The 17,893-nt window shown below is 42.7% G+C and carries 12 protein-coding genes; 5 read left to right on the top strand and 7 right to left on the bottom strand.

The features are described from left to right. Window positions 1-260: 260 nt before the first annotated feature. Together pnuC and PMEL_RS09330 are read left to right on the top strand one after the other, a co-directional pair. Complete coding sequence (gene pnuC / locus PMEL_RS09335; RefSeq protein ID WP_120175053.1) at window positions 261-860, top strand: nicotinamide riboside transporter PnuC; 600 nt, start codon at window positions 261-263, stop codon at window positions 858-860. A gap of 154 nt (window positions 861-1,014) precedes the next feature. Beyond that, window positions 1,015-1,755, top strand: coding sequence for a thiamine diphosphokinase (locus PMEL_RS09330; protein ID WP_120175052.1), 741 nt, complete (start codon window positions 1,015-1,017; stop codon window positions 1,753-1,755). Window positions 1,756-1,899: 144 nt separating this feature from the next. Here PMEL_RS09330 and PMEL_RS09325 read toward each other — a convergent pair whose 3' ends face one another. Next, window positions 1,900-2,784, bottom strand: coding sequence for a SusF/SusE family outer membrane protein (locus PMEL_RS09325; protein WP_120175051.1), 885 nt, complete (start codon window positions 2,782-2,784; stop codon window positions 1,900-1,902). A gap of 1,041 nt (window positions 2,785-3,825) precedes the next feature. On the opposite strand from PMEL_RS09325, the gene PMEL_RS09320 reads away from it, so the two are divergent. The 3 genes from PMEL_RS09320 to PMEL_RS09310 are packed head-to-tail and all read left to right on the top strand — an operon-like array spanning window position 3,826 to window position 6,477. Next, window positions 3,826-5,118 carry a BspA family leucine-rich repeat surface protein gene (locus PMEL_RS09320; protein WP_172586785.1) on the top strand — a complete coding sequence of 431 codons (1,293 nt, stop codon included), beginning with the start codon at window positions 3,826-3,828 and terminating at the stop codon, window positions 5,116-5,118. Between the two features lie 23 nt (window positions 5,119-5,141). Beyond that, entirely contained in the window at window positions 5,142-5,528 is a 387-nt protein-coding gene (locus PMEL_RS09315; RefSeq protein ID WP_120175049.1) for a hypothetical protein, read from the top strand. Then, window positions 5,494-6,477: a transposase gene (locus PMEL_RS09310; protein ID WP_120175048.1), complete on the top strand. Its 984-nt coding sequence runs from the start codon at window positions 5,494-5,496 to the stop codon at window positions 6,475-6,477. The genes PMEL_RS09315 and PMEL_RS09310 overlap by 35 nt, the downstream gene beginning before the upstream one ends. Before the next feature lie 563 nt (window positions 6,478-7,040). On the opposite strand, the gene PMEL_RS09305 is transcribed toward PMEL_RS09310, so the two are convergent. From PMEL_RS09305 to PMEL_RS09280, 6 genes are all read right to left on the bottom strand, one after another. Next, window positions 7,041-9,551, bottom strand: coding sequence for a TonB-dependent receptor (locus tag PMEL_RS09305; protein WP_120175529.1), 2,511 nt, complete (start codon window positions 9,549-9,551; stop codon window positions 7,041-7,043). A 1,048-nt stretch (window positions 9,552-10,599) separates the two neighbouring features. Continuing rightward, window positions 10,600-12,006: a chromosomal replication initiator protein DnaA gene (gene dnaA, locus PMEL_RS09300; RefSeq protein WP_120175047.1), complete on the bottom strand. Its 1,407-nt coding sequence runs from the start codon at window positions 12,004-12,006 to the stop codon at window positions 10,600-10,602. Window positions 12,007-12,381: 375 nt separating this feature from the next. Then, window positions 12,382-13,362, bottom strand: a complete 981-nt coding sequence (locus PMEL_RS09295; protein ID WP_120175046.1) for an MlaD family protein — start codon at window positions 13,360-13,362, stop codon at window positions 12,382-12,384. Between the two features lie 11 nt (window positions 13,363-13,373). Continuing rightward, window positions 13,374-14,705, bottom strand: coding sequence for an N-acetylmuramoyl-L-alanine amidase (locus PMEL_RS09290; RefSeq protein WP_120175045.1), 1,332 nt, complete (start codon window positions 14,703-14,705; stop codon window positions 13,374-13,376). Between the two features lie 52 nt (window positions 14,706-14,757). Beyond that, window positions 14,758-15,141, bottom strand: a complete 384-nt coding sequence (gene folB / locus PMEL_RS09285) for a dihydroneopterin aldolase (RefSeq protein ID WP_120175528.1) — start codon at window positions 15,139-15,141, stop codon at window positions 14,758-14,760. Between the two features lie 138 nt (window positions 15,142-15,279). Continuing rightward, window positions 15,280-17,880, bottom strand: coding sequence for an adenosylcobalamin-dependent ribonucleoside-diphosphate reductase (locus tag PMEL_RS09280; protein WP_120175044.1), 2,601 nt, complete (start codon window positions 17,878-17,880; stop codon window positions 15,280-15,282). Window positions 17,881-17,893: the final 13 nt, after the last annotated feature.

Below are 17,893 nucleotides of genomic sequence, written 5' to 3'. Positions count from 1 at the left end.
CCCCTTCCCCTCCCCCGAAGGGAGGGGCGTAGATAGCGAGATACCCCTTGTAATTAACATGAGTCTATAAGTAGACATGTTTACATGTAAACAAGTTGTCCTGCTTGAGTGTTGACTCTTTTTTACAAGCAATCTACAAGCATACGGTACATTTCACGCCCCTCCCTTTGGGGGAGGGGAAGGGGGAGGGGCCGGTTGGTGGTGGATGATGGTTTGTTGGTGGTTGGTTTGTTATTAGTCGCTTTTCTTTCATATTCATTATGACATTAGACATGCTGGGCTGCATCGTCGGCCTAATTTACATCTATCAAGAATACAAAGCGAGTATATGGCTTTGGTTGACGGGGATTATTATGCCTGTCATCTATATGTTTGTCTATTACGAGGCAGGACTGTATGCGGACTTTGGAATGCAGATATATTATACATTAGCTGCCATCTATGGGTTCTTGTATTGGAAGTTCGGAAGGAAGAAAGGGGCGGAGGAGATTCCTATCACACGCTATCCTCGTCGGTTGATACTCCCCTCACTGCTTGTCTTCCTCGTCCTCTGGGGTGCTCTCTATCTCATCCTCATCAAGTTCACAAACTCTACCGTACCTGTATTAGATAGCTTCGGCAATGCACTCAGCTTCATCGGTCTGTGGGCTTTAGCAAAGAAATACATCGAACAGTGGTGGATATGGATTGTTGTCGACATCGAATTAGCAGGACTTTATGTATATAAAGAGATTCCTTTCACCGCAGGCCTCTATGCTTTCTATGCCGTTATTGCAGTGGCAGGGTACTTTAAGTGGAGAAGAAGCCTCCCCCAACCCCTCCGAAAGGAGGGGAGTGCAAATAGGGAAGACCTCCCCTAAGCACTCCAAAAGAGGGGAATGCCTAACGGAAGAAAGGTTCCTTCAAAGTTATCCAAAACTACCTTCATAGGCTGAAGGATGAGTTACTGCAATAAATAAAGATATACAACGCATCTCGAAGGAGGGCTAATAACAATATAGAACAGCAACGCAAATGATTATCAATAACAAAAAGAAAAATAAGAACGGACAACACCAACACATTCCCAACGAACACTCCGTTAAGCACTCCCCTCCTTTCGGAGGGGTTGGGGGAGGCTTTAGTTCCGTCATCCTTGCTGCGGGTGACTTCCCTACCCACGCCCTACCCCTTCACATCCTACGTACTGCAGAGAATCTGATTGTTTGTGATGGTGCTTTGAAGGATTTATTGGAATATGATATAGAGCCAACAGCAGTGGTGGGCGATGGCGACTCACTCTCTGAAGAGTTGAAACAACGCTATGCACACATCTATCATCCGATTTCGGAGCAGGAGTTTAACGACCTGACCAAGGCTACTCTCTTTGCTCGTTCACATCTAAAGATGGATGCATCTACCCATACTCGTCCTCGCTTCTGTTACCTCGGAGCAACTGGCAAGCGTGAAGATCATACTTTGGGCAACATCTCTCTCATGCTCTATTACTATCGTCAGTTGGCTATCGACCCAGTGATGATTACCGATTATGGTTATTTTGTCGCAGCATCAGGTACAACTCGTTTTGATTCTTTCCCCGGACAGCAAGTCAGTATCTTCAATGCTACCTGCAAGGAGCTAAGTAGTAACGGACTAAAATGGGATATCTATCCATTCAGCGAACTATGGCAGGGAACGCTAAACGAAGCCTTATCGAATGAATTTACAATCCAAGCGGACGGTGATTACCTAATTTACCGTACGCATAAAATATAACAAACCTTTTCTACAAATCAAAAATGCCATATCTTCATCTCCGTAGGGAGATGTCGATATGGCTTTATTTATAACCGAATGTAAGAAGTTTTATTATACAAAAGGACTTATTCTCTCACCCCAACTATTGTAAGAAACAAGGTTTTATTTCACTACAACCTTCACAGACTTGCCACCCTGACACTTCACATAAACACCAGCAACAGGCTTCTCAACCTTCACACCGCTCAATGTGTAGTAAACTGCAGGTGTATTATTTGCTGTCTCTACAGTGCTAATCGCTGTTGGATCAACCTTAGTAAATGACACTGTCATCGCAGCAACATCAACGGTAACATCGTATGTAGCCTCCTCTGTGATGTTCCATTTGTTATCATCGCCACCAAAGACAATCTTACCCTCGTCTGACAAGTCGCGCAAATAGAACATCTGATCGAAGCCAGCATAAACATTCGTACCAAACTTCAACTCACCAGCCTTCAACTCTGTTCGTGCTGAGAACTTAGCAGGATTAGTTGCATCTGCCTTCATAATCGTACCTTCACCGATACTCCAACCGCCCTTTGTAGCACTACCAATCATCCATAAAGCTGTGTGCTTCAAATCTGTTGTCTGATAGGTAGCCTTAGTAAGAACCACTGTCTTCTCAGCCAAGTTACAAACAATCTCGTAGTTAGCAGACTCAGAAACACTAAACTTATTATCATCAGCATTCTCATCGCTACTAACCAATGGAGCCTCAACACCCGACTGTAATGTCACGGAACTTACTCCAGCACGATACTCCAACTTACCCCAATCAAGCTCAGTCAAGAACTTAAACTCCTTATTTGCATCCAGATGAACAGTTGCCTTGAAGACATCAGCATTCTCATCAGACTTCTGCATAACGGTAGATTGACCAAGATTCCAACCACCCCACGTAGCCTCACCGACAATTACTAAGCAATCAGCAGCTTTTGCAGACAACGCGCCAACAACGAATAAAGCGCAACATAAAATAGATTTTGTAAATGTTTTTAATCCCATAAACTTATATATTAAAAGGTTATTAAAATCAGATTTTATCTTATAATATAAATCGAATCCCTCTTACTCACCAATAATGATTTAGGCTTCTCCATTTCCTTTCCGAGTACAATATTACAAAGAAAATACGACACAAAAGGTGAGTACAAACTTTCCACTGATATAATATAAATCAATATAAGCCTTCCTATAACCCCCCAAACCCCAACACAAATCATAACAACCTATATATCAGACATATAACAACAAACAAAAACCCACATAAAAAGCACTACTTTATAGAAAAATATAAAGTAAGAAATAACATTATAAAATAAAAAGAGAAATCAATTTAACCCAAATCTGTCATTAAAGCCTAAACATATTGTAACCTAATAACCAAATTGGAATTAATAAGTAAGAGTCTTCAGTAATTTAGAATAATAAGACTTGCTCTTAAGTTTAGCATTTCAATAAATGTCAAACAGAGAAGCAGAGAACATAGAGGATTATTAAAAACAAAGTAATAGAAGACACAGAGATACCGTCGCGGCATGAAGTAACGGAAAATATTTACGAGTTTGATTAGAGATTTCAAACTCAAAGCATTTATGCCAAAACTTATCAGTAAACTTATGTTTCATCTCTGTATCTCTTTGTCCATCGCCATCTCCGTTATATTGCATTTAGCTCAGCTTACTTTTATTTTCATTTGCTGTCATTTTAACATTTGCGTAGAGTTCATTGTAAATCAACAAGTTAAACTACCACAACTGATGACAGCAGTGACAGGAAAGTTTGTTTTGAAGTGCCGAACTACAAATATAGCGACTTTGTTTGATATATCGTTATTTTACGTTTCCAAGTATTATTTTATATATTTTTCACTCTATACTTGGACGCAATCATAAAAAACATTATTTTTGCACAAGAATGTTAATTTAATGTTCTGCAAATGATGAGACAGGTATACTTTTTCTGAACAAAAATAACTACCTACCTTGACAATAGAATTATCTTACATTTAATGTTTAATCAAAAAATCAATTAACAACAATGATTATGAAAACAAGTAGATTAACCTTACAGCGTTTTTGCGTGATTATCATCGCTATGCTGGGTGCTTTTTTTGCATTTCCTCAAAGAGTGCAGGGACAGACAATACAAGCCTATGTACAGCAAAGTCCTGACAAGTCGACACTTACTTTCTACTATGACAGCCAGCGTAGTAGTAGAGCAGGTGCCACGTGGGGGGTCAATGACAAAGATGCCCAATTTAATTCAATTCCTCTTTGGGCTGGCGAACACAGTTCCCCTAACACTAAGACCACAAAGGTTGTGTTTGATGCTTCTTTCAAAAATTACCGTCCAACCACCACTGCTTATTGGTTTTACTTCTATCAGGCATTGACTACTATTGAAGGATGGGATAATCTCAACACCTCTGATGTGACAGATATGATGTCTATGTTTGAGAAGTGTAGCGCACTTGAGACACTTGACCTCAAGACCTTCAACACAACTAAAGTAGTAGATATGAGAGCGATGTTTCAAGATTGTAGTACTTTAAAGACGCTCAATGTCACGAGTTTCAACACCGAAAGTGTGAAGCTTATGGGTTCAATGTTCGAAAATTGCAGTTCTCTTGAGACACTTGACCTCAAGAGTTTTGATACTAAAAATGTGGAGGATATGGGAGGACTGTTCAAGACATGCAGTACTCTAAAGACACTTGACCTTAAAAGCTTTGATACAAGAAATGTTCAGAGTATGAGTTCTATGTTTAAAGGATGTAGTGCGCTTGAAACCCTTAATCTTGAAAGTTTTGATACAGAGAATGTTCTGTATATGACTTCTATGTTTGAAGGATGTAGTGCGCTTGAAACCCTTAATCTTGAAAGCTTTGAGACTAATAATGTTGATGATATGCGAAACTTATTCTATGGATGCACTGCGCTGAAAAGTATTGAATTCAAAAGTTTCAATACTGTGAAGGTGAAGGATATGTGCAATATGTTCAGAGAGTGTAAGTCCCTTGAAACACTCAATCTCAATCACTTTAATACGAAGAAAGTAGAGAATATGGCATATATGTTCAAGGATTGTCAGAAACTTACTACCATATTCTCTGCAAGGGCATGGGAATGTGAGTATTCCCCAAGTATGTTTACTGGCTGTACCAAACTTAAAGGTGTGGTGGCTTACAATGCCGACAACACTGATGCAGCTATGGCAAACCCTGAAACGGGATATTTTAAGAAGGTAGCACAACCTTATGCACAACTAAGTCCAGACAAGACCACACTTACTTTTTACGGCTCAGTAGGAAAAAGGTGGGGAAATTTCTTTATTTGATATCTTTTTCTTTCCTTTGCATTATGGAAGATACTTATCTATATCATTTAGCATCGTTGGTTCTCCCTAAGGATGTATTGGAATACTTCTCTGTAGTTAAAATAGAACCTAGTCCTTCATTATTACGTATCCATCTTGACGAGAAGATGGAGAAAGAACTTTCCGATGACCTTCATTTTGAGTCTAAAGGCTTTATGGATGCCGTAGAGGTTACCGACTTCCCTATTCGTGACCATAAAGTTATTCTTGTTCTTCGCCGTCGTCGTTGGTTAGATACGCGTACAGGCAAGAGTTTCTCTCTTCCTTTACAGATTGATATTACAGCCTCCGGCACTCGTTATTCCAAAGAGTTCGGAGCTTTTTTAAAAGAAACGTATGGAGACATCCCCAGTGACCTGCCGTACGCTTGAGGAATTTTATCATATCGATGGACATCAGTTTGAGAAACAATATAAGGAGGTGCTTAGCGGCTATAGGGATTGGGATCAGCTAGATCACGCTGAAGACTGGCTTGTGTTTCCTGATAATATTGGTTCACATCTTGCCATAGACGAGACCGCTCTCTTCAACGGAGAACTTTATACGATAGTAACTAATAGGGACAGACATGGCAAGAAGGGCTGCCTTGTAGCAGTGGTTGCTGGAACAAAGTCTGAGAAGGTATGTGAGGCCCTCGATAGGATAGATGAACAAAAGCGTGAAAAGGTCGAGGAGGTAACACTAGATTTGTCAGACAGTATGCGTAAGATAGTACGCCATAGCTTCCCTAAAGCCAAACGAGTCATTGATAGGTTTCATGTTCAAAAGCTTGCCTGTGATGCTGTACAGCAGATGAGGATAGACTATCGTTGGAGAGCCATACAGGAGGCAAATGATGAAATGCAGGAAGCCAAACTTATAGGAAAGAAGTATCAACCTCGCACCTTTGAGAATGGAGATACGAAGAAGGAACTGCTAGCCAGGAGTAGATATCTTCTGTTCAAGTCTTCGGAGAAATGGACAGACTCACAGAAACAGAGAGCTAAGATACTCTTCGAACTTTATCCTAAGCTTCAGACGGCCTATGGTCTGTGTCATTCCTTAAGAATGATTTTTGCCAAGAATACCATCAAAAATGCAGCAAGGTTATCAATGGCTAAATGGTACAATAAGGTGGAAGAGGCAGGGTTTGATTCTTTCAATGTTATTGCAGCTACATTCTATGAACATTATGATGATATCCTTAATTTTTACAACAATAGAGCATCAAATGCGGCAGCAGAATCTTTCAACTCAAAAATAAAATTATTCAGAACGAATCTGAGAGGAGTCAGGGACAAAAGTTTCTTTTTGTTTAGAATCAAAAAACTATATGCATAATCCCCACCTTTTTCCTACTGAGCCCCAATTTATGCAAAAACAACTGACGTGAACCACAAAAAAAGTGGGAAAAAGGCGCAATAAGCATAGAATTAGCACCTTTTTCTCACTAAAAACTCAAAAAGCAGCGCAAAAGTTATGATTTAAGCTCCTGCCTTTATGCAATATTCATTTTTGTGTTAGCGTGCTTATGCACAAGCACTTACACCATTTTGGTCTCGTTTGGGGCATTAAAAGCCTATTTTGGGGCATCGCCTACAGGCGTTTTTGCCTTTCTAGAAGTGGTGTAGTACTGAAATGCGTTTTGTAAAGTCTATTTACCGTAGCTTTCAATCATTACACCCAGCTTTTTAAACCCAAATCAATTGTAAGACCACTAATCACACAATTGATGTTGCTTACATTTCATCCAGTTCATCTTTTGTTGGCTTGTCGGCATCTTGCCTATGATATTGTTTGAGCGTAGTGCACCACATTTTCAATAACAACATCGGCAATGTGTCCAGCAATACACAAAATCAAAACAACTCTACCCACTGTTTTTGGATAAAAAGACATAATACCTAGTACGAAAACTTCACCCCAAGAAACAAACTGCGGGGTTGAGTAGGTCCGTAAACATAGTCGGAGGCACGCGAAGCCCCTTTATCCAAATCCTTTTGGTAAGCATCGAGCATGTTTTGCACCCCCGCACTAGCCTCCAATTTCACCTGCTTAGTTATGTAGAAATTATAGGCAAGCTTCAGGTTAAGCGTGAGAAACGCGGGAGTGTGCTCAATGATAGCAAAGTCGTTGGTGCGCTCGCTCCCCCCTTTGGGGTGACCAACATACATTCTACCCGTGTAAACGCCCGATAACGATAGGGCAAAATCGATGGTGGGATGCACAGTGAGGGTGAAATATCCGTAGGTGTTGGGCGTTCGCAGCAGACGTTTAGTGGTTTTAAACTCGGGAGCAGCATCGTCGTCCCATTCTTCGGGCGTGCGATAACGGCTGTTTTGCCAAGTAAAACCAGCTTGCAATTGCGCCCACGACGAGAGCGAAGCCTTGCCCTCGAGGTTAATTCCATACACCGTTGCACCGTTAGAATTGAAGCGTTCTTCAACACGTGCGCCATCAATAATCACATCATCAGCCAGTTTGCGTGTAGCAAACATGTTGTTAAGGCGTGTGTAAAAGCCCTCAATAAGAACGTTGGTTTGTACTGTTCCAAAACTTTTATAGAGGTCGGCCGATGCACTAAAGCTGTGCGAACGTTCCTCTTTCAAATCCTTAGCCAACGCAATTTTCACACGGTCGCCATCAGCAATACGCGTATGAAGGTCTTCATCAAAAGCCTGTGGGGCTCTAAATCCGCCAGCGTAAGTAAGTCGGAAATTGGTGTTGGGCGTGGGATTGTAGCGCAGATTAACGCGCGGACTAAAGATAAGATGCGAGATAAGGTTGTGTTTGTCTAGTCGTCCGCCCAGAAGCAAGCCCCAATGGTTGTTTTTCCATTCGTTTTGAGCAAAGAAGCTACCAATATTCACGCGCTGTTCCATCAGGCTGTTGTAGCCCAGAGAGTGGTCTTTAATGCGGTCGTAGCTATATTCGGCCCCCACAACAAGACTCGAAGGCATGAACCACAGACGGTCGAAATTGTACACATATTGCGCACCAGCTATGTAATTGATGTTATACGTAAGGTTATAGGCTCGTTGTGCTTTGTCGTAGGCTTGCGCATCGGCCAGCGTTTGTTGTTGGTTGGCGGGCAGCGTGGCGGCATCGTCTTCGCTCATATCGAGGTTAAGTCCCAGTTTATAGGCTTCGTTCAAGGCCTTAAGTCCATCGGCAGCGGTGGCCAGTTCGCCCAGTCCGCCGTAATAACTCTTACGGTCAACGTTTTGAAACGAGGCATAAGCACTGAAATGTCCCTTACCATTAAGGCTAAAGAGGTCGTAGCCCAAACTTCCGCCGTTGATGGTATGTTCGATTTGTTCGGCAATATTGGCCTCGTGAGCAGGCAAGTAAAGTTTGTTTCCGCCACGTCTATACTCCTTCAAGCCGTGGTATTTAAGGGTTATTTTGGAGTAATCGGTGAGTCGGAAGAAAGAGCTAAGCCCCACAGTTTTATTATCTAGCGTGGGAAGGTCGGTGTAACCATCGCCATCGCGGTCGTAAGCAGTGCGGTGTCGGCTTTGTCCATAGAGATAAAACCCAGCTCTATTATTGGTTGTAACAACCGATAGGTTGCCCGTGGTGTTGTTGTCGAAAGCAGTAGAGCCATTTGTTGCGCCTGTGATGGTGTGCGCCACATCGGCCGAATTTTCGCTAGGTTCTTTGGTAATGATGTTGATGGTGCCACCAATGGCCGAAGCACCGAAGAGCGCCGAGCCACCACCGCGAACAATTTCAACACGTTGCACCATGTTAGAGGGTATCTGTTCGAGTCCATAAACACCTTGAAGGGCCGTGAAAACGGGTCGCGAGTCGATTAATATTTGCGAATAATGACCATCAAGCCCATTGATGCGCACCTGCGAGAATCCGCAATTGGTGCAATTATCTTCGGTTCGCACGCCCGGTTGGAAGTTTAAACCCTGCACCAAGGTTGTAGAATGGGTAGACTCGAGCAACTTCGTGTCCAGAACATTCACAACCACAGGCGACTCACGTCTAAGTGTTTGACTACGATTGGCCGACACAACAACCTCGTCGAGCGCAATTTCGTCGGGTTTGAGCATCACATTCAGCTCATGGGTATTATTTTTTTGCGTTGTCACCTCGTGTTTGTAAGCCCTATAACCAGCCGAGCGCACTTCCACAATCACCTTTCCCACAGGCAGATTTCGCAGCATAAAATGGCCATCGGCATCGGTGGTGGTAGTGATAACTGTACCCAAAACCAGCACGCTCACGTGCGAAAGAGGATGTTGTGTTTTACTATCCACAACGCGTCCCTTAATATTGGCTTCGGTATTAACTTTCACTTCGTTCTCGTGCCTTGCGTAAGTGGGCAGCGAAAGAACGAACGTAGCGGCGAAAACAAACGCCGATTTACATAAAATCTGTTTTACGGTTCTTTTCTTTATCATTTTAAATTGTTTTAAATTCAGGTATGTTCTGTAAATCTTCGATATAGTCACAGCACGCCCCATAGGGCTTTTTGTGACCTTATCAATGATTCTAGAGCTCACCTTTGATTTGTTAATGCAAAGGTAGGATGTTGTAAGGAATAGTGCAATACCTAGAAGTAGGGAAAAAGCCTCACCCCTCTGCCCCTCTCCAAAGGGGAGAGGGGGTGGTATGCTTGATGTCTTTCGTAGTTGTTACGCCAGTTCGGGATAAGGATTTGCTTAGAAAAGTGGTTCTTCCGAAATATGGAGTGATAGACTAAAACTCTTATATAATAGGCACACGGAGTCACTGAGGGAACGGAGGTAAACGCAATGTCACGGAGGTGCCGACGGCACAAAGAGCGACGGAGGTGTAGCGTACAGATTCTTGATAACTATTTGGGGATAAACGCTTTGTATATAAATTGCTAATAGAATTGGCAAACAAGCTCCGTCGCTCTATGCACCGACGGTGCCTCCGTGACTTCCATTGCTTTTTTTAATAATCCTCTGTCCTCTCCTTTTCTCCGTGTAACCTTTCGTCAGAGAACTAAGTTTGGACAAATCTTTATCACTCCAAATTCCGGAAGAACCTTTTTTATTACGTTTAATGCCAAACAGTCCTACCCAAAATGAACAATTTTAAATGGGTATCCTTAACCATCTCCAAAACCACTCCTTACAATGAATGTAATTATTTTTCACATCCTCGTTTTGAAAAGATGCTCTTTTAGCTTCGAAAAGACGCCCAATTGGCTTGCAAAAGATGCCCTTTTGGGTGCTTACTAACGCCCTGTTGAACTCGAAGTAAGCACCTTTTGAAATGCACTTGTGCAAGTGTTTGATGCTCTGAGAGTTACAAAGACATTACAACCAGTACTTTTTGGAGCTTTTAAGAGAGTTTTCTACGCTTGTTTTGTAATAATTTTTCAGAGTGAGGGGAAGGTTATTTTCAGGTGAGGGAGTAAGGTTTAAGTCAATTAAAAAAGCCTGCCACGACCATGCGACAGACTTTCAAACTAATACCTTATGCTTTTAACTTAAAAGAGTTTTCAATACTTGCGATTTCAGCATGGAATCCTTTGTCAACCTTTAGTCGGTCTTCAATCTTTGAACAACTGTGGATTACGGTGCTGTGATCACGATTACCCACCAACTTTCCGATACGACTTGCAGGCATCTTCGTATATTTCTGTGCCATATACATGCTCACTTGGCGTGCCATCACAATGTCTTTCTTACGAGAACGAGAGTTGACTGCCGACATCGTAACGTTATAATGAGAGCAAACCTTGTCCATGATATCGTCAATTGTCAGCGGTTCGTCGTCAATCTTCACTGCACGTTTGATAACACGCTCAGCCAATCGCATATCAATATTACTATTGTAAACGACACTGTAAGCGAGGAGTGAGTTGATAACACCTTGAAGGTCACGTACGCTACCATTAGCAGTTTCGGCGATGAAGCGCACTACATCCTCTGGAATGTTAAGACCATCACGCTTAATCTTGCTATGGAGAATATCCACACAAAGCTGTACGTTTGGCTTTTCTAACTCTGCAATCAGTCCACAAGAGAAACGTGTCAGCAGGCGGTCGTTCATACCCTTGAGATCTACTGGTGGACGGTCGCTCGCTAAGATAATACGTTTTCCGTTACGGAAAAGGTGGTTGAAGATGTGGAAGAAGGTGTCCTGCGTCTTTGTAGCAGTAACCCATTCCTGAATATCATCGACAATCAGAATGTCAATTGTCTGATAGAAGTTGATAAAATCGTTGGTAGTATTCTGTCGTACAGAATCGGTGTACTGTACTTGGAACAGACGTGCAGACACGTATAACACACGCTTTTGTGGATAGAGTTGCTTCGCTCTTAATCCGATAGCATTAACAAGGTGGGTCTTACCACAGCCCGATGGTCCATAGATGAACATTGGGTTAAACTGTGTTGTGTTAGGGTGTTCTGCGATAGAAAGACCGATAGAACGAGGGAGTTTGTTGCTGTCGCCTTCAACATAGTTGCTGAATGACTTATGAGGATCGAGCTGCGAATCGAGGTCCTGTGGCACTGTATCCAACACGGTTGGGCTCTGATTAGCGCGAGCAGTAGGACGCTGTGAAGAGATGTCTTCTACGGTGTCCTGCTCTAAGTCTTGTGACAAGTGATTCTCCTGGTCAACCATTACACGATACGTCAGTTGTACGCCTTGTCCGAAGACACGCGTCAACACCTTACGTAGTAAGTCTACGTAATGACCTTCCAAATACTCATATACGAATTGGCTTGGGACCTGAACTAACAATGTCTTTGATGCTGGCTTGTACGACTGTAATACAATCGGACGAAACCAGGTGTCAAATTGCTGCTCGGTCACATTCTCCTTTATGAGCTGGAGGCAACTATCCCAAAGATTTTTAGGACTGACGTTCATAATTGGTTATCTATAAATATCTATGTCTTTCTCGAAATAGTGGCTTGCCGACTATCTCTGTTTTGATTTGATAGTGCAAAGATAGTAATTTATTTATAAAGAGAACTATCTGCAATATTACATCTCAAAGACGAGAAAGTTTGTAAATCGTTATATCTGTGGAGGTTGCGTTATCTTTCTTATCAACCTCTCATTTTGCGTAGTTGTGTAATTGTAAGTATTTGAAAAACAACAAGTTTTACCCAGCTTATACCCTTTATGATGCTGAGAGTGAAACAAACGCAGGGAAAGCGCAAAGAAGCTGATATTCAAACAGCTTCAAAACACTTTCCCTGCGTGTGAAACATTGACAATATTATTTAGACTATATTTAAATTACTTGTCTTTTCTACCAAAGATAGAGAAGTGAACATAACGCTTTGGATGTGCCTTGAGATTTGTCAAAAGACTATCTGCAGAGCGCATCGTGCTATTAAGATTATTGTACAAAGAGGCATCATTGAGCATCAAACCCATTGTACCCTCATTGCTATTCAGCTTAGCTGTGAGCGAGTTCATATTGTCTATGGTGGCATTCACCTTAGCCATTGTAGTCTCAACATCGAGTCCGTTCACCTTATTATTAAGGGTAGACATCATCGTATTTGCGCCACGGATAGCCCCACGAGCCTCTGTAATGCCTCTGTTTGCGTTCACCATCATGCCGTTGGCATTGTCCATCACCTTACCAGCTTTCGCAGTCATAGCAGGCAAAGAAGTATTAACCTGAGCCAACAACGTGTTAAGCTCGCGAGTAGAAGTAGTGAGGTTAGCTGTTATCTTATCCACGTTATGAACCGAACTCTGAAGAGCTGGGTCAGCAAGGAGCGTATTCACACTGGCAAGGATGCTATCCAACTTTGGCAACATCTTCTGCATTGAAGGTACCATACTCTTCAAGTCGCCTAAGGTACCATCGTTGATACCACCGTCAATCCAACCATTTGGCTCCAAAAGCTTCGTGCCTTTACCAAATTGCAGTACGACCTTCACATTACCCATGATGTCGCTAACAATCTCAGCGGTAGTACCCTCTGGGATTCTCAATGTCTTTTCAACATCGATATCAACTGTGATTGACTCATCTAACCTATCATAGTCATAATCAATATTCCTAACAACACCCACCTTAAAACCGCGAGCATAGACAGGGGTTGACGTAGATAAGCCAGTGATGTCATTGAACTTAATCTTGTAATGTGTCTCGTTCCCAAAGATTGACAAACCCTTTAAGAACTCCATTCCAAAGAACAGCACAACAACTGCAAGTATAGCTACAACTGCAATCTTTACCTGTGGTGTAAAAACTTTCTTCATATCCGTTTTATTTACTTATTCTTTTTATTCTTAAGAAACTCTGCTATTGCCTGATTGACATCCATACGAGCACCATCTTTATAAGCAATGATGAAAGCTTGTGGGAAGTCTTTCAACAGCTTTTCGCGCATTCGCGCTATCTCATTATAATTCGTACTGGAGCCTATAACATACTTATAAAAATTGCCTTCCTGTATACAATCAAGATCTGTACGACCACGGAACTGTTCGCTACCTGGTCGTAACTGACGGTTGGCAGCAAGCACCTGCACCTTAAACGTGGGTGCGCTATTTGACGCCCCAGCTTCAGAATCATTACAAGGAAGCAACTCTCGAATCGCATCAGAGATCCTCTTCTTTGCTTCTTGCACCTTATTCATAGGGCGAGGCTTTGGTGCAGGCTCTGATGAACGAGGCTGCTCCACAGGCACTGTAGAACGAGAACGCTGCACAGGAGCCGTTGTGCGAGGTTTCTCAACTGGTGTAACAGGGCGCGGCTTGTCTACTGGAGTTGTTGGAATAACGCGATCCACTACGATTCTCTTGTTCTCTACAGGGCGGTAAGGCACTACGATACGTGTGTCGTACGTGTTCTTGTATTGTACAAAAGCATTGTAAATGCCTTTTGCCATGGCATCTATACCAGTCGAAGAGTTCAGATACTCCTCCTCATCTGCTGCTGTGATAAAGCCTAACTCTATCAAACAACCAGGCATAAAGCTCTCTCGCAACACGAGGAAACCAGCCTGATGAACACCCTTATCGATACGTCCAGCAGTAGAACAAACAGAATTCTGTATCATTCGAGCTAACTCAACACTTCGCTCCATGTTCGCATTCTGCATGAATTCAAACATGATATAACTCTCTGAAGAGTTTGGGTCAAAACCCTGATAAGTCTGCTGATAGCCCTTCTCCATTGAGATAACGCCATTCTCACGCATAGCAACATCAAGGTTAGCTTTCGCACGGTGCATACCTAAGGTATAAACCTGAAATCCCTTTACATAACGACCTGATGCAACAGAGTTCGTATGTACTGAGATAAAAAGGTCTGCCTTAGCTTTGTTGGCTATATCGGCACGCTGATGCAAAGGAATAAACACGTCTGTCTTACGAGTATATATCACATTAACATCTGGTAAATTCCTCTCAACATAACGGCCAAAAGCCAAAGCTATATTCAAGTTGATGTCCTTCTCCTTTGATATTGCACCTATAGCACCAGCGTCATGACCACCATGACCGGGGTCAATAACCAGTGTAAATCGTCCGTCTGCAGCCCATGAAAGACCTACTGACAAGACCAAGAAAACAAAGAGAAGCGATATTTTCTTAAACATACTTAATTATTTAAAGGGCAAAGATACGGCTTTTCCTTGGGAAACCAAGGCTCTAATCCATGGTTTTATCATTTATTAAGTGTAATTCCACGCCTGCCCCATCACTATCAGCACCCATTGGAGGATTAAGCTTCACGAGTTTTAAGTCGATACTACTTAGCATTGGAAAAGCCGCACACAATGCTTCAACAATGGAACCAGCGACTGACTCTAACAGGCGAGCGGGTTGTTTCATTACTTCTCTTACGACATTAAAAGCCTCTGCATAGTTCAACGTGTCAGCTACATCATCGCTCTCCATTGCCTTTGCGAACGGATAACCTAACCGCAAGTCGAGCACATATTCATTACCGACCACACGTTCCTGCTCCCCTACTCCAATACGAGCATGGAAGTGAAGACCTTCCAGAAGAATATAACTTGTCATTAATTTCATCATTCGTTAAGAGAAGTGAGAGCAAGACGAGCTGTCCGCCCTCTATGTTAACCCAAATCAGTCATTAGTCTACGATATGTATATTAATGGTTTTCTAATGACCGAATTGGGATTTTATTGAACTTTACTGCTAACCGTTTAGCCACAACGTGAGGCTCCACAGTTGGTACAAATCAAGCATCCTTCTTGATAAACAAGGGTTTCTTGGGCACAGACTGGACATTTCAAGCCTGACGCACTCGTACCATCAGTAACATACTTCTTCAAAGCTCGCTCAACACCATTCTTCCAAGTATTGATGCTTTCATTCTTCAATTGCAGCGAACCAACGAGCTTGATGACATGATCGATTGGCATACGATAACGCAATACACCTGAAATCAACTTCGCATAGTTCCAATACTCTGGGTTAAACTTCTCTGACAAGCCTTCAACAGTGGTCTTATAGCCACGCTTATTCTCAAACTGGAAGTCGTAACGATGGTTACCATCTTCGGCTGTCTGCTTGATAATCTTACCCTTAGTAACGCTCTTTGGAAGGGCAATACCCTCCTCATCGTCCTGCAAACCTGTAAAGATTTCGTAAGGATAACCATCTAACAAGCCAACGAAAGCTACCCATTTCTCTTTATTGTTTTGGAAGCGTACGACGTCACACTCCAATTCCTTTGGACGAACCTCAATAACGTTTGGATGGTTACAGATATGCTCATGATGTTCCTCTGCTGAGTTAAGGTCTTTTGCCTTCTCCTCATCAGCAGGCTTTTCTTCCTTCGTCTTATCCTTCTTCGATACAGAAATCATCACACCCGAGCGACTTCCGTCACGATAGATAGTACAACCCTTGCAACCACTACGCCATGCCTCAACATAGAGTTTATTCACTAACTCCTCATCAACCTGATTTGGAAGGTTCACAGTCACAGAGATTGAGTGGTCAACCCACTTCTGAATTTCGCCCTGCATACGTACCTTCATCAACCAGTCGACATCGTTTGCGGTAGCTTTATAATAAGGAGAACGCTTCACGAGTTCGTCAATTTCTTCCTGACTATACTTCTTCTGCGTATCAATTCCGTTCACCTCCATCCATGTCAAGAACTTACGGTGGTAAACAATGTACTCCTCAAAAGAGTCGCCCACCTCATCTACGAAGTCTACATGTACGTCCGTATCGTTTGGATTCACCTTACGACGACGCTTATATACAGGCATGAAGACTGGTTCAATACCCGATGTTGTCTGTGTCATGAGAGAGGTTGTACCCGTAGGAGCAATCGTCAGACAGGCAATATTTCTACGACCATACTTCTTCATATCTTCGTAAAGCTGACCATCAGCCTCCTTCAAACGAAGGATAAACGGATTCTTCTCCTCACGCTTAGCATCGTATATCTCAAACGCACCACGCTCCTGTGCCATTGTCACCGATGAACGATAAGCATTCAGAGCTAATGTACGATGAATATCAACCGAGAAGTCGGTTGCTTCTTGTGTTCCATAACGCAAGCCCATAGCTGCAATCATATCGCCCTCAGCAGTGATTCCCACACCTGTACGACGACCCTGACAACTCTTCTTCTTAATCTTCTCCCAAAGATGATACTCTGCACTCTTCACCTCATCAACCTGAGGATCGGTCTTTATCTTCGACATAATGAGGTCGATTTTCTCCATCTCAAGGTCGATGATATCGTCCATCAATCGCTGTGCGAGCTGTGCATGACGCTTAAACAATTCCATATCGAAGCGTGCATGGTCTGTGAATGGGTCGATAACATACGAATAGAGATTCAATGAAAGGAGTCGACAACTATCGTATGGACAGAGCGGAATCTCACCACATGGATTCGTTGAAACAGTCTGGAAACCAAGGTCTGCATAACAATCAGGAATACTCTCTCGGATAATTGTATCCCAGAACAACACGCCCGGCTCGGCACTCTTCCATGCGTTATGTACAATCTTTTCCCATAATTCCTTAGCAGAAATCTCCTTCGTTACACTTGGTTCGCTACTATTGGTAGGGAACTGCTGTACGTATGTCTTATCTTCAACGACTGCCTGCATGAACTCATCGGTAATCTTTACAGACACGTTAGCACCAGTCACCTTACCTTCTTCCATCTTGGCATCGATAAACGCCTCTGAATCTGGATGCTTAATACTTACCGAAAGCATCAAGGCACCACGACGACCGTCCTGCGCTACCTCACGAGTACTGTTGGAATAACGCTCCATGAAAGGAACAAGACCCGTTGAAGTCAGGGCTGAGTTGTTCACTGGTGAGCCTTTCGGACGGATATGGGTCAAGTCATGTCCCACTCCACCACGACGCTTCATCAGCTGCACCTGCTCTTCGTCAATACGCATAATGGCACCGTATGAATCGGCATCACCGTCCAAACCGATAACGAAACAGTTAGAAAGTGATGCTACCTGATAGCTATTACCGATACCCGTCATCGGACTACCAGCAGGGATAATATATCTGAAATGGTCCAAGAGGTCGAATACCTCCTGTGCCGTCAATGGATTCTTATATTTATTCTCAATACGAGCTATCTCGTTAGCAATGCGCCAATGCATCTGTTCTGGCGACTTCTCATAGATATTTCCGAAGCTATCCTTCATCGCATACTTGTTGACCCATACACGAGCAGCAAGTTCGTCTCCGCCGAAATAAGCTAAAGTAGCTTGAAATGCTTCATCAAATGAGTAAGTTTGTTTGGTTTCCATTATTGTCGTTTTA

The organism is Prevotella melaninogenica, assembly GCF_003609775.1.
Lineage (GTDB): Bacteria > Bacteroidota > Bacteroidia > Bacteroidales > Bacteroidaceae > Prevotella > Prevotella melaninogenica_A.
Note: the sequence above shows the minus strand (reverse complement) of the source record. Positions and strands in the feature narration are given on the sequence as shown.

Excerpts from the sequence above, each read along its gene's own strand:
- pnuC (WP_120175053.1), top strand. The coding sequence starts at position 261 with ATGACATTAGACATGCTGGGCTGCATCGTCGGCCTAATTTACATCTAT.
- PMEL_RS09330 (WP_120175052.1), top strand. The coding sequence starts at position 1,015 with ATGATTATCAATAACAAAAAGAAAAATAAGAACGGACAACACCAACAC.
- PMEL_RS09325 (WP_120175051.1), bottom strand. The coding sequence starts at position 2,784 with ATGGGATTAAAAACATTTACAAAATCTATTTTATGTTGCGCTTTATTC.
- PMEL_RS09320 (WP_172586785.1), top strand. The coding sequence starts at position 3,826 with ATGAAAACAAGTAGATTAACCTTACAGCGTTTTTGCGTGATTATCATC.
- PMEL_RS09315 (WP_120175049.1), top strand. The coding sequence starts at position 5,142 with ATGGAAGATACTTATCTATATCATTTAGCATCGTTGGTTCTCCCTAAG.
- PMEL_RS09310 (WP_120175048.1), top strand. The coding sequence starts at position 5,494 with ATGGAGACATCCCCAGTGACCTGCCGTACGCTTGAGGAATTTTATCAT.
- PMEL_RS09305 (WP_120175529.1), bottom strand. The coding sequence starts at position 9,551 with ATGATAAAGAAAAGAACCGTAAAACAGATTTTATGTAAATCGGCGTTT.
- dnaA (WP_120175047.1), bottom strand. The coding sequence starts at position 12,006 with ATGAACGTCAGTCCTAAAAATCTTTGGGATAGTTGCCTCCAGCTCATA.
- PMEL_RS09295 (WP_120175046.1), bottom strand. The coding sequence starts at position 13,362 with ATGAAGAAAGTTTTTACACCACAGGTAAAGATTGCAGTTGTAGCTATA.
- PMEL_RS09290 (WP_120175045.1), bottom strand. The coding sequence starts at position 14,705 with ATGTTTAAGAAAATATCGCTTCTCTTTGTTTTCTTGGTCTTGTCAGTA.
- folB (WP_120175528.1), bottom strand. The coding sequence starts at position 15,141 with ATGAAATTAATGACAAGTTATATTCTTCTGGAAGGTCTTCACTTCCAT.
- PMEL_RS09280 (WP_120175044.1), bottom strand. The coding sequence starts at position 17,880 with ATGGAAACCAAACAAACTTACTCATTTGATGAAGCATTTCAAGCTACT.